This is a genomic window from Cyanobacterium stanieri LEGE 03274 (assembly GCF_015207825.1).
GTDB lineage: Bacteria > Cyanobacteriota > Cyanobacteriia > Cyanobacteriales > Cyanobacteriaceae > Cyanobacterium > Cyanobacterium stanieri_B.
Genome location: NZ_JADEWC010000011.1, coordinates 1 through 13,684 on the forward strand (window position 1 = coordinate 1; position 13,684 = coordinate 13,684).

General features: G+C 37.7%; 10 protein-coding genes and 1 pseudogene. 3 read left to right on the forward strand and 8 right to left on the reverse strand.

Features of this window, described 5'->3' with window-relative positions:
* The first annotated feature begins 85 nt into the window (after positions 1-85).
* The 3 genes from IQ215_RS14550 (at position 86) to IQ215_RS06485 (ending at position 2,298) form a co-directional block, all read left to right on the forward strand.
* Positions 86-472, forward strand: coding sequence for a peptidoglycan recognition protein family protein (locus IQ215_RS14550; protein WP_193800575.1), 387 nt, complete (start codon positions 86-88; stop codon positions 470-472).
* 87 nt (positions 473-559) lie between these two features.
* Entirely contained in the window at positions 560-1,423 is an 864-nt protein-coding gene (gene mtgA / locus IQ215_RS06480) for a monofunctional biosynthetic peptidoglycan transglycosylase (RefSeq protein ID WP_193800502.1), read from the forward strand.
* A gap of 335 nt (positions 1,424-1,758) precedes the next feature.
* On the forward strand, positions 1,759-2,298 hold the full coding sequence (locus IQ215_RS06485) for a TM2 domain-containing protein (protein WP_193800503.1): 540 nt from the start codon (positions 1,759-1,761) through the stop codon (positions 2,296-2,298).
* Between the two features lie 231 nt (positions 2,299-2,529).
* Here IQ215_RS06485 and rfbB read toward each other — a convergent pair whose 3' ends face one another.
* The 8 genes and pseudogenes from rfbB to IQ215_RS06525 form a co-directional block, all read right to left on the reverse strand.
* Positions 2,530-3,579, reverse strand: a complete 1,050-nt coding sequence (gene rfbB / locus IQ215_RS06490; protein WP_193800504.1) for a dTDP-glucose 4,6-dehydratase — start codon at positions 3,577-3,579, stop codon at positions 2,530-2,532.
* Between the two features lie 3 nt (positions 3,580-3,582).
* Positions 3,583-4,488: a dTDP-4-dehydrorhamnose reductase gene (gene rfbD / locus IQ215_RS06495; protein WP_241735274.1), complete on the reverse strand. Its 906-nt coding sequence runs from the start codon at positions 4,486-4,488 to the stop codon at positions 3,583-3,585.
* 21 nt (positions 4,489-4,509) lie between these two features.
* Positions 4,510-4,650: pseudogene (locus IQ215_RS14520) on the reverse strand (dTDP-4-dehydrorhamnose 3,5-epimerase family protein); the annotation flags it as partial.
* Positions 4,605-5,399, reverse strand: a complete 795-nt coding sequence (gene rfbA / locus IQ215_RS06505; protein ID WP_193800505.1) for a glucose-1-phosphate thymidylyltransferase RfbA — start codon at positions 5,397-5,399, stop codon at positions 4,605-4,607. The gene rfbA and the pseudogene IQ215_RS14520, both read right to left, overlap by 46 nt.
* Before the next feature lie 45 nt (positions 5,400-5,444).
* Positions 5,445-7,238: a SpoIIE family protein phosphatase gene (locus IQ215_RS06510; protein WP_193800506.1), complete on the reverse strand. Its 1,794-nt coding sequence runs from the start codon at positions 7,236-7,238 to the stop codon at positions 5,445-5,447.
* A gap of 131 nt (positions 7,239-7,369) precedes the next feature.
* Positions 7,370-7,732 carry a response regulator gene (locus tag IQ215_RS06515; RefSeq protein WP_193800507.1) on the reverse strand — a complete coding sequence of 121 codons (363 nt, stop codon included), beginning with the start codon at positions 7,730-7,732 and terminating at the stop codon, positions 7,370-7,372.
* Between the two features lie 57 nt (positions 7,733-7,789).
* Entirely contained in the window at positions 7,790-10,729 is a 2,940-nt protein-coding gene (locus IQ215_RS06520) for a response regulator (protein WP_241735272.1), read from the reverse strand.
* Positions 10,726-13,665, reverse strand: coding sequence for an amino acid adenylation domain-containing protein (locus tag IQ215_RS06525; RefSeq protein ID WP_193800508.1), 2,940 nt, complete (start codon positions 13,663-13,665; stop codon positions 10,726-10,728). The genes IQ215_RS06520 and IQ215_RS06525 overlap by 4 nt, the downstream gene beginning before the upstream one ends.
* Between the last annotated feature and the right edge of the window lie 19 nt (positions 13,666-13,684).

Sequence of the window (13,684 nt, forward strand, 5' to 3'; positions counted from 1 at the left end):
AGTCTGATTTATTGGACTTAAACGCTTGGGGAGATTTGTCCTCTATCTTGGTTGGTGGCAACACCTGCTAGGGTAAGATGAATCACTGAACCAAGAATCCTCCTGCGTTCACGCCGAGGAGTGTCAAGATCCTGAAAATTCTTTAAATTTAGAATTTGGTCAGTATTGGAATAACCATTATATTGCCATTTGCTTGTCAGGATGGTTTTGCAAAAATCGTCAATCTAATACAAGACAATTTCCAAGGAAAATACCCAATTTTTTCACTAAACCAAGTAAGAAGCAGATCAAGTCGCTCTTATATCTAATTTCAATCCTTCGCAAAAAATATAATATACCCATAGATAATATACGAGGTCATCGGGAACTAAATGGGTGCGATACAACTTGCCCTGGAGAAAATTTTGATCTGCATAAACTTAGGACAAGCATTCAATCTTATCAAGAGAAAGCATCGTCATCCCAAATATAATTTTTATCAAAGCATTTATTAAAAAAGACTTTAATTCCTTGTAAGTTACATTCCTTTATTTTCGGAATTAGGTTCAACTGAAATAAGATGAGAAAAAACAAATCTAAAAGAGCAATTTTTTTGTATATCTTTGACTGGGTGATCAAAAATATTGCTAGGTTATATATATTAATCCTCATATTATCATTGCTATACTTAAGTACCAATGATGTAAATATACAAAAACTACCACTGATAATTATCTTCTCACTCTTAATTTTGAAAACATTTGCATTATTTTCTTTGAATTGGGTTAATCCACCAACTTCTGCATTTATGTTAAGAGTAACTAATTCTTTTAGTGATAAAAGTAAAAAACGAATTCAATATACGTGGATAAAATATGATGATATATCCCCCTTTATGCCTATAGTTGTTATCCTGTCTGAAGATTATCAGTTCCCTAATCATTCTGGCTTTAATTGGAGAGAAATTCTGCGCGCTTTTCAACTCAATCGATCTTCTCACTCATTGATAGGGGGAAGCTCAATTTCCCAGCAAACTGTTAAAAATCTTTTTCTTTATCCTAGTAAAACTCTTTTTAGAAAAACTATGGAGGCTTATTTGACATTAATTCTTGAAGCAGTTTTGAGCAAGAAGCGTATTTTAGAAATATATTTGAATATTGTGCAATTCTCTCCTGATATTTTTGGTGTGGAATCTGCATCATTACATTTTTTTAAGAAGAGTGCTCAGAGTCTGACGGTGGAAGAATCTTGCCTCTTAGCTACTGTTATGCCTAACCCCTATATATATGAGGTTCATTCTCCTTCTCATTATATGCGTGAAAGACAAGAGCTTATCTTAAGCTATCTTAATAAAGCGATTTCTGAACAATCTTTAGAGCATTTCCTTTCTTCAAGTCATTTCTCTTGCGTTGAAGAAAAGTGGTTTGCTCGAAAAATATTTTAGAAGTGATAGTTGAGAATGGAAATATTAATGGGCAAATTAATTGGGAGTTGGAAACCTGTTTTAGACGGTATTACATCGATCTAGCTCAACAATTCGCTACCATGGAAAATAATAACGATAGTTTGAAAATTTTTAATGTAAAAATAGCTTGAAATTTAATCAGGGTAAAGATTTTAGGCTAATTTAGATTAAAAATGATCTATGTTATGTTTTTTTATTTTCTTTAAGTAAAGCTACTTATCTTTCCATCATAATCAAGACACAAAAAAGAAAAAGACAAGTCACAATGGAATTATGGAAATCTTTTATTGTGATATTTTTTTGGAGGCAAATTGATGAATAATGTTCCTACCAGTTATCTGTTATGGTTGTTTTGGTTAGCTGGGTGCGCTGGAATACATCGTATTTACAATAAAAAGTATGTGAGTGGGTTATTTTGGTTATGTACTTGGGGGGTTTTTGGTATTGGTCAATTGGTGGATTTGTTTCTTATTCCTGATATGGTTGAACAACATAACTGGAAGATGCGTAAACGTTTGGGGATGACGGGGGCGGAAAATTATTTGGCTGGTGGGTTTCAATCGCCTAATCAAGTTTATAATCCTTCTGTGCATCCCCCTGTATTGGAGGTTAATTCACAAACCGTACAGCCTGGCAATAAGTCTTTATCAAATGAGGATATTATGGTTAAGTTGGCACAGGCCGCTAGTAATCATGGTGGTAAGTTGTCGGTGACTAGGGCTGTGATTGATACGGGATTGACTTTTGAGCAGGTGGAAAGGGTGTTACAGATAATGTTGGAGAAGGGTTATGTGGTAATTGGTAATGATCCGATTAAGGGTCATATTGTTTATGATTTTATGGATATTTCTTAGTTTGATGAGTTTTAAAAACAGGAGATAATTTTCTGGTTTTCATTGGTTGATATATTATTTATAATCTTGCTGTGTTATGTTAAGTTTCAAAAATTCGTTATTAATTGTTGACAAGATGATAAATTTTATCCCGAAATCAGGTTAAGACAGTGAAGATGGTGTCAGTCTTATTGTTGGTGATGGTTCTCAGGATTGGGGTTTATGGGGAATGACAATAACGATCGCCCTTAATCAAAGATACATAGAATTATAATATTTAGCATAATCACCACTGACGATATTTTCTACCCAGTCGAGATTATTAACATACCAATCAATGGTTTCTTTTATGCCCTGCTCAAAGGTATAACGAGGCTTCCAACCTAATTGAGAAGTTATTTTACGATTATCAATGGCGTAACGGCGATCGTGTCCTGGTCTATCTTTGACAAATTGAATTAAATCTTGACTCCTATTTAAACTATCAATAATTAAACGAATAATATCCAAATTTGCCTTTTCATTATTACCGCCAATATTATATATTTCCCCCACCTTTCCTCGATGTAAAACCACATCAATAGCATAACAATGATCCTTCACATGAAGCCAATCCCTAACCTGCATACCATCCCCATACACAGGAATCGGTTTATGTTTTAAACAATTATTAATGGTCAAAGGGATTAATTTTTCAGGAAATTGATATGCTCCATAATTATTACTACAACGGGTAATATTAACGGGCATCCCAAAGGTTTCATGGTAAGCCCGAACAATTAAGTCGGCACTGGCTTTAGAAGCCGAATAAGGGCTATTAGGAAGCAAAGCCATGGTTTCGGTAAACATACCCGTCTTACCCAGCGCCCCATAAACCTCATCCGTTGACACCTGTAAAAATTTCACACCGTCTTGATATTTGCCACAATATTTGTCATCGGGGTTAATTTTCCAATACCTTTTCGCCACATCCAATAAAACTTGTGTACCGATAATATTAGTGGTTAAAAAAATATCTGGGTCAATAATACTCCTATCAACATGGGATTCGGCGGCAAAATTGATGACAGTATCAATGGAATAGACTTGAAAAATTTTCTCCACGGTTTCTCTATTCCTAATATCACCTTTTATAAAAGTGTAATGGGGGTTATTTTCAATGGTTTTGAGATTTGCTAAATTCCCTGCATAGGTTAACAAATCAAGGTTAATAATTTGATAGTCGGAGTGAAGATTCAACATTTCCCTGACAAAATTACTACCGATAAATCCTGCACCGCCAGTGACTAATATTTTTTTCATAATTTATTTTTCTTTGATTTCTTGTAAATATCTTTTGAGGGCGTTTTTCCAATGGGGTAATTTTTCTAGCCCAATATTTTCTGTGGCGACGGTAGATAAACGAGAATTTTTTGGTCTTTGGGCTTTAGTTATGTATGCTTGGGATGATATGGGTATTATCTCCATATCTTGTGCCAGTTGAGCGAAAATTTCTTGGGCGAATTGATACCAACTACAATAACCTTCATTAACTCCATGGTAAGTGCCATAGTTTTCTGTTTGAATTAAGTTACTGATAAATGTAGCTAAATCTTTAGTATAGGTTGGAGAGCCAATTTGATCGTCAACTACTTGTATTTTCTTTTTTGACTCCCCCAAGTGCATCATGGTTTTAACGAAATTATGTCCGTTAATTCCATATACCCAAGATGTTCTGATGATAAAATGTTTTTGAATGTGATTTTTGACAATCTTTTCTCCCTCTGCCTTGGTTTGACCATAATAGTTAACAGGATTTATGAAATCTGTTATGGCATGGGGGTTATTTCCTAAGCCATCAAAGACATAATCGGTGCTGATATAAACTAATTTAGCGTTTATTTCCTGTGCGCTTTGAGCTATATATTTTGTTCCTTCTACGTTAACTGAGTAACATATCTCTTGCTCTTCTTCGGCTTTGTCAACGGCGGTGTAGGCGGCACAATGGATGATAATATCGGGCTTCGTTTTGATGATAAATTGTCTTGTGCGTTTTTCGTTGGTAATGTCTAAATTATCTTTGGTGGTAGTAATTACGTTGATTCCTATGTGGGATAATTGCTTACTGACATCATAGCCTAGTTGTCCGTTTCCTCCTGTTACTAATGCTTTGATTTGAAAGTTAACATCACTATCTTTTAGTAAGGGGGCGACTAAGTCTTTTTCTGACATGATGGGGTTTTCAATGCCCCAATTGATACCTAAGTCTGGATCATTAAATTTTAAGGTGCGATCGCACTCAGGACTATAATATTGATCAACTTTATATTGAACTTCAGCATCATCAGTTAAAGTAAGAAAACCATGGGCAAATCCTTTTCTTCTGGAGCAGATATTTTAATGGCTTGTCTAGTTTCAATCATTTGAACAAAATTCGTTGCCTCTACGAGACTATCCATCGTACCCGTATCAAACCAAGCATATCCCCGCCCTAATAATTCTACATTTAAATTTTGCTGTGCAAGATAAATATTATTTAAATCAGTAATTTCTAACTCTCCCCTAGCAGAAGGTTTGAGTTGTTCAGCAAAACTAACCACCCGATTATCATAAAAGTAAAGCCCTGTCACACAATAATTAGATTTAGGTTGAAGGGGTTTTTCTTCAATGGATATAACTTTATAATCTTGATCGAATTCTACCACCCCAAAGCGTTCGGGATCATTAACATAGTAACCAAAAATAGTCCCTTGACCATTTTCCACATTCCTCTTAGCTTTTTTTAAAATTTTGCTTAAACCATTACCATAATAAATATTATCCCCTAAAATCATGGCAACACTATCTTGACCAATAAAATCCTTAGCAAGAATAAAAGCCTGTGCTAAACCATCGGGGGAAGGCTGTGCGGTGTAAGATAAATTAATTCCAAATTGATTACCATCCCCTAATAATTTTTGAAAATTGGGCAAATCTCGAGGAGTAGATATAATTAGTATATCTTTGATATTCCCTAACATGAGTACTGATAAGGGATAATAAATCATTGGTTTATCATAGACAGGTAATAGTTGCTTACTGGTAACAGTAGTAAGGGGATAGAGCCTTGTTCCTGAACCACCTGCTAAAATTATTCCTTTCATAATATTAATGGTAAAGATCGCCCCTAAATATATAAATTATACTAACTAAGGGATACGACGCACTGCCAACATGGTAAGATCATCAAATTGATCAGCTTCTCCAATATGCTCAATAACCCTATCTTTGACAGTATTAACTAAATCAGTAACCGAGTTACAGGGCTTATCCAATAATTCCTCTAACCTTTTAGAGCGGAAAAACTCTTTATCCACAGAGCGCGCATCGGTTACACCATCGGTATTACCAAAAACAATATCCCCTATTTCTAAATAAAACTGTTTAAAGTTAAACTTCATCCCCGGCATCATACCCACCGCAGGGCCTGTGGATTTTAATAATTGTTTAGTATGACCTTGACTATCTTTAACATACAATGACTCATGACCACCGTTAATATAGGTTAGAAGACCATTTTCAGGATTTAAAACCCCCATAAACATAGTGGCAAACATTCCTAAATCTCCATGGTTATTACCGATATAATTGTTGGTAATACTAACGGCTTGGAGGGCATTAAGGTGGGTTAAGTTGGTTTGGGTATCTTCCCCTATCCAGCCTGTGCCGAGGGGCTGATGGGTGGCTAAAATATTATTTATATCTCCCTGGAGACGATGTTGATGGGAAAAGATACGAATGAGGCTACGAAAAAGCCCCATAAATAAGGCCGCACCTACTCCTTTATCGCAGACATCCGCCAAGACTAAAACCACATTGCCATCGGGTAGGGTGAAAGTATCGTAAAAGTCTCCGGCCACTTGACGGGCTGGTTTAAAGAAAGTGGCAATTTCCCAGTTAGGAATTTTGAGGGGGGCGGAGGGTAGGAAGTTGAGTTGTACTTCTCTACCTTTTTCCAATTCTTTGTTGATTTTCTGGAGATACTGCATTTCTCGATCGCGCAATATCTTTTTCTCTAGGGATGCTTCGATTCTGGCACGGAGTAAAATTTTATTAAAGGGTTTAGGAAGATAATCTTCGGCGCCGATTTCGATGCAACGGATAACATTATCCATTTCGTCGAGGGCGGAAATCATGATAACGGGGATATGTTTTTTTTTGTCGTCTTGTTTGAGGGTTTCTAAGACTTGATAACCATCGATTTCGGGCATGAGTAAATCAAGAAGAATGAGATCATAATCTTGTTGGGAAATCATTTCTAGGGCTTGTTTACCGTCAATGGCGGTGGTAACGGTATAACCTTCTCTGGTGAGTTGGCTATGGAGTAAGTCTCGGTTATTTTCGTTGTCGTCTACGGCAAGAATATGCCCTGTGATGTTTTTTTTGTCGATGGGTTTATTTATTTTAGGGTGTCTAGTATCAACAAATTCTTGGATGGGAATGTTACTAATGTCTTGGGGATTTTCGATGGGGATGATAAATTCAAATCTTTCTAAGTCGGTGAGGAAGTTTTTTAGTCGGATGGAGGATTTATGGATTCTTTCTAAGTCTTTGAGGAAGTCTTCTTGTTGATGATTTTGATTGGTTTTGATGATTTGGCAATTGTGGAGGATGGTGGAGATGAGGGGATCTGTTTTTTGTCTGAGGAGGGATATTTTTTGGCTAAAATTGTCTTTGGAGTAGTCTTGATTTTCTTGTTTTAGGAGTTGATTAATGGTGGCTAATACTTCTTTTCCATTTTTTTGAATTGAGCTTAGTTTTTCTATGATTGGTTGGTTAAGGGCGATCGCCCTTTCTTCTTCCACATTTCCTAAGTCTTCCAATAACATTTCACTATATCCCAAAATAGCATTAATAGGGGTACGTAAATCATGACGAAGATTAGCAATAATAGAGGAATTTAGTTGAGTTATTTCGGGGATATTTTTAATTGTTTCATCCATAAGTTTTTTACTACTTTTAATAGTTTTAATTAATTAGAATTTTAATTTATTTAAGATAGATAATAGTGTTAATTATTTACCCTTGTTTTCCCAAAAAAACTAATTCCTAACACCTGTTCATAACATCTTATTTAGTTCAAAAAGGTTTGGATTTTTTTCAATAAACGAGGTAATTCGATGGGTTTAGTATCATAATCATCACATCCTGCCTTCATAGCTTTTTCATAATCCCCTGCCATGGCGTGAGCTGTAAGGGCAATAATGGGGGTACTTTTAGTTTCTTCTTTTTGTTTGAGTTGCTCCGTGGCACTCCAACCATCGATGACAGGTAAGCTCATATCCATAAGAATAAGATCTGGCTTTTCGGAGATGGCTTTTTCTATTCCTTCTCCCCCATCTACAGCAATGATGATTTCATACCCTTTACGCTTGAGGCGACGGGAGAGCATATCTCGATTCATCTCATTATCTTCAACCAATAAAATTTTGTGCATTAATTTTGTCTCCAAATATACTTTTTATAAAATCAATTTTTTTGATTATTTTAGATATTAATTAAGGGTTACATGACTGATTAAGCGGTGCATTTCTTTCAGTAAAACTTGGCGATCATAATCCCCTTTTTGGATAATATCTTCTACATGAGAATTAAGTTTTTGTCGATCTTCTTCGTCAAGATCTTTTGCCGTCACAATTATAACAGGTATATCATTCCATGCTGGATTTTCACGCAAAATGTTAACAAATTGAAATCCATCTATTTTAGGCATCATTAAATCTAAGAGAATTAATTTGGGTATTTTCGTTTTTATTTTCTTAATACCATCTTCCCCGTCTTCGGCTTCTATAACCTGCCAATTCTCTTTTTCTAAAAGACGACGCATCATTCTTCTAGTGCCTTCATCATCATCCACTACCATGACGATATTTTCTGAGGCTGATTGGTATTTATTAAGAATATTTCTGAGTTTGACTTGATTTAATGGTTTAGTAATATAGTCCGTTGCTCCGAGGGTGTAGCCTATGCTGCGATCGCTCACAATGGTAGCCATAATCACGGGTATATGGTTCAAATCGGGGTCGGCTTTTAATTCCGTCAAAACAGACCAACCATCCATTTTAGGCATGATCACATCCAAGATAATGACATCTGGCATGATTTCCCTAACTAAGTCTAAGCCTTTTTCGGGATCGGTGGTGGCGGTGATGGTAAAGTTATCATTTTTCAAGTAACCCCTAATAACATCATGGGTGGTTTCATCATCATCAATAATTAAAATATGCTTATGATTTTCAGTGACTGCGGGGGGCTGGTTAATAATTTCCTCTACGTTTATTTCGGGTTTTTTAATATCCTGAACAACTACGGGTAAATGGATAGTAAAAGTAGTACCTACCCCTTCTTCACTGTCAAGCTCAATATAACCCCCCATCATTTCACAGAATTTTTTGGTGATGGTTAACCCTAAACCAGTACCACCATATTTTCTAGTGGTGGAAGCATCGGCTTGGGAAAAGGCATCAAATAGTTTTGCTTGTTGCTTAGGTGTCATGCCAATACCCGTGTCTTTTACTTCAAAGAAAATCCAATCTGCCCCTTCTTGTTGATATTTATCGATAGTCATGGCTATTGTTCCTTTATCGGTAAATTTACTGGCATTACTAAGCAAATTAAACATATTTTGACGAATTTTGGTGACATCTCCCACCATAGTGCCGATATTTTCGGGGTAGTGAACTTCAAGGGTATTATGATTTTTTTCGATGAGGGGTTGAATGGTGAGAATAATTTCTTCGATGACGGAAGATAGTTGAAATTCTTCCAGGTAAAGTTCCATTTTTCCTGCTTCAATTTTGGAAATATCGAGAATGTCGTTAATTAAACCTAGGAGGTGTTTTCCTGCACCCTGAATTTTTTTCAAGTCTTCTACAAAGTCTTCTTCCCCCATATCTTCTGCCTCTTCTTGTAAAAGCTCTCCATAACCAATAATGGCATTAAGGGGGGTTCTTAATTCGTGGCTCATGTTGGCAAGGAAAGAGCTTTTAGCCTGGTTGGCATCTTCGGCTAATTCTTTGGCTTCTTCTAATTCTTGGGTGCGCTCTTTTACTCTGGTTTCCAAGTCTTCGTTGGTTTTGGCGAGGAAATCGAAGGAATCCCTTAGTTTTTGAGCCATTTGATTAAATAAGTATGCCAGATGTCCTAATTCATCACGGCGGTTGATATTCATTTGATATTTTAGGTTGCCTTGGGCGACAGTTTCTGTGGCATACATTAGCTCGTTGATGGGTTTTTCGATGTCGTTGCGGATGAGGGAGGAGATAATTAAAATAATGATGGAGAGGGAAAGTATGCCCACTAAAATTAATGTCCTGGTGACGATAAAAACTTGATTACCTACCCATGATTGAGGTACTACGGTTACCCAATACCAGTCTGGCCCTTCTATTTGACTGACGATATAGTATTCTTTGTTGGTGCGATCGTAAATTTGGACTGTGCCGTTAATGGGTTCGTTGGGATCGATGTAATCCATTAATTTAAGGAAAAAGTCTAAGTCATAGGTGTTGCCGATACTATCTAATTCTGCTTCGGTAACGTTTTCCCTATTTTGTACTTCTTCGATTCTGGCTAACAATTGGGGGTGGACGATTAATCTTGCTTTTTGGTCAAAAATGACGTTATAAGTACCATCAATGGCATCATTAACGGTTCTATTCTGCAATTCGCCAATCAAAATATCATGACCAATATTCCCAATTTGTTGTCCTTGGGCATTGTCAATGGGGGTAACGCTAGACACCATCCAATCATTTTGGGTGGCATCATAGTAAATTCTTGTCCAAGCGGTGTCTCTTTCTGGGTTGTTTTCATGGGTGCTAATTTGGAAAGATTCATCGGTGGTAACAATTTTTTCGGGTTCGGCTTCTTCTGTCCAAGGATAGTTGGGCATATAGATAACGATGCCGTTTTCGGGGATGTGGATATAGGTATTAACGAAGGTTTTTTGCCATGCTAAACCGTAGGAGCGCACGTTATCAAAAAATTTAACGACTCGATCTCTCATTTCGTTGTCTATGTTGACATTTCTTCCTAAAAAGACTCCGGGGGTGGTTTGGGTGTCGAGGGGGGGAATATTTCTGATGGTGCCGTCTTCTCTTCGTTGGACGATTTCATCAAAGCGTTGGATATTTTCAGGATTGATGGTGTTAATTTCTTGAACGAGTCTATCTTTTAAGATTTCGTTATTTTTTTCGGCTTCAATGAAGATTTGACTTTCTCTTTCGACAACTATTTTGGTGTTTCTAGTGACGTATCCTAGTATATTATCCCGAATGATTTGACGTAGATAAAAGTATCCTATGCCGTTAAATAAGAGTGTAATCGCTCCCACACCAATGATGGTTTTGGTCATGGTAATTTTACCGAGGGATTGATTAAATCGTTTCATGGAGGTGCATTTTTTAGGAGTATCTTTTTTCTTTAGTTTCATGGGCTTTCCTCGGGGAATATATAATGGCTTAGGTAGGTGTCTAAAAGTTCTTTATCTACGGCAAGACAGGATATTTGGGGGGATATTTGTTGGAGAATTTGGTTATATTCAAATTCAAATGAACCGAGCGATCGTTGGAGAAAGTTTTCTATATGAAGTAAACTTACAAAGGGTGCTAGGGGGTTTGATGTTCCTTTTTTAACGGTTTCTTCTAGTTGTTTTGCCCATGTGGCATGGGGAACAATGGAGAATGGGTAATGGTGTTCTTTTAGCCATTGCAAAATATCTGAGAAGTGGGATGGGTTGGGGTTAACGATGTTAAAGGTTTGATTCAGATATGTTTGGTTTTGGGAAAGATGGACAATTACTCTGCTGACGTAGTCAACGGGAACTAAGTTAACGATCGCATTTATTTGGGGAAATAATTTTAATTGTAAACAACCTTGGAACATTCGTGGTATAAATTCGGTGACAAGGTCTGGATTTGATGGAAAACGTTCAATGATGTTAGTGGGACGAAAAATGGTAACGGGTAATCCTCTTTGTTGGGCTTGTTGTAGTAATTCTTCGGCGGCGTATTTGGTTTGGGCATATCCCCCGCACAATTCGTCTCCATCGGGTTGTTGATGGAGGGTTATTTTTCTAATCTGATGGGAGGAAAATACATCGGTGGTGGAGATGTAAAAAATGGGTTTGCTGTGATGTTCACAGGCTATTTTAATGATTTCTCTGGTGCTATCTATGTTGGCGGCTCTCATGGAGGAGTAGGGATAGACGATGTTTACCCACGCTCCACAATGGTAAATAAGATCGATATGTTGGTTAAGATGTTCTATTTGTTGGCTACTTAAACCTAGGAATGGTTTGCCTAAGTCACCGATGAGGGGGGTTATTCTTGATGTCCATGGGGTTTGCCAGAGTTGTTTTTGGGTTAGTTTGGTTTGGATTCTTTGCAGGGCTTGGGAGGTATCTTTGGCTCTAACTAAGCAGTATATGTGGTAGTTGGTATTCTGTAGTAAGTCGGCGAGTAAGTAACTGCCTAATAGGCCTGTCGCGCCCGTAAGGAGGACGTTTTGTTGGGGGGCGTTGGGGTTGAAGGGGATGGGCGGTTGGATGTTTTGTTCTAGGATGATGTCTGTGTGCAGGGTGTTATGTGGTGTTGGGGATGATGGGTGGTGGTTTTGTTTGATGTTGTTGCTTAAGCAAGAAATGGTGGAGTTTTCGAGGAAAATGTTTAGGGATATGGTGGTTTTAAATGCTGTGTTGATGTCGTGGATAAGGGCGATCGCACTCAGGGAATTTCCCCCTAACTCAAAAAAGTCATCTTCAATGCCGACGGGGGTAATTTTTAACACCGATTCCCATATCTGCGCCAATTCTTGTTCCATGGCATCACGGGGAGCAACATAGGAGCGATGAGGGGAGTTATCCCACAATAAATGACGTTCGGGAGTAGGGAGGGCGCGACGATTTATTTTCCCGTTAAGGGTTTCTGGCAACTTGTCGAGAACCATAAAACCGCTCGGCACTTCATGGGGAGGAAGTTTTTCCCCTAAATATTGACGAATATCCTTGAGGATTTGGGAGGTATCTTGATGATTTTTCAGGGTAAGATAAGCAATTAATCTTTGATCATCATCAGCAAAATGATGTAGGATGACTGCTGAACGATCTACAAGGGGATATTGTGTTAAGGTAGCTTCAATTTCTCCTAATTCCACTCGAAATCCTCGAAATTTAACTAATTGATCTTGGCGACCGATAAATTTTAGTTGACCATCATTCAAATAAACCCCTAAATCTCCTGTTTTGTACATTCTCGATGGTTGAGCATCAAAGGGATTGGGTAAATATCTTTCGGCGGTTAAATCGGGGCGGTGGCGATAACCCCGGGTAATCCCTGCCCCTGCCAGATAAATTTCGCCGATGATGCCTTTTTCCACAGGCTCAAGGTTATCATCAAGGAGGTAGGCTTGGCTTTCACTGATGGGATTACCGATGGGGGGTACATCATCAAAACCTTTCGGAATCAGGGCGACGGTGGAATAGGTGGTATCTTCGGAAGGCCCATAAAGATTATAAACTTTTTCTACATTATCCTGTTTATATACTTCTTGGACTATGTTATTGGTGAGGGCTTCCCCTGCTAGGTTGACGGTTTTGACTGAATCAGGAATCCCTTTTATTTTGGTTAAAGAGGCGATCGCACTGGGTACGGTATCAATGAGGGTAACTTGATGGCGATGGGGTGATTCAGGTAAATGAAGAATATTATCCACCAAAATAACTGCCCCCCCCACACTCAGAGGCACAAAGATTTCAAACACAGATAAATCAAAACAAACAGAAGTAGAAGCCAATACCCCCGCTAATTCTTCCCTGCTAAAAAAAGAAGTTGCCCAACCAATAAAAGCAACGGTATTACGATGTTCAATTTCTACTCCCTTAGGAACTCCCGTAGAACCTGAAGTATAAATAACATAGGCTAAATTATGCCCCAAAGACTTAGGGAAAGGATTCTGCCCAGAAAAAGAAGAAAAATCATCCTCATCCCCATTCACCAAATGAACTCCATCCCCTGAAAATAAATGGGTAAAGGCACTTTGTGTAATAATCACCGACAACCCAGAATCCTCCACCATAAACCTTAAACGATCTTGGGGATAATTCGGGTCAAGGGGAACATAACCCGCCCCTGCTTTTAAAATAGCCCATAGGGAAATGATTAAATGGGCTTTTCTCTCTAAACATAGCCCCACTAACATATCTTCCTGAGAACCAATGCCCAGACTTCTCAGATAATGGGCTAACTGATTAGATTTAATATTCAACTGCTCATAGGTTAACTGCTCATCATCGGTCAAAAGTGCTATTTTCTGGGGGTATTGTCTAACACTCTCTTGAAAAAAATCTTGAATCCTTTGATTAACAGTCATTATGAAAAAAGTATTGTTT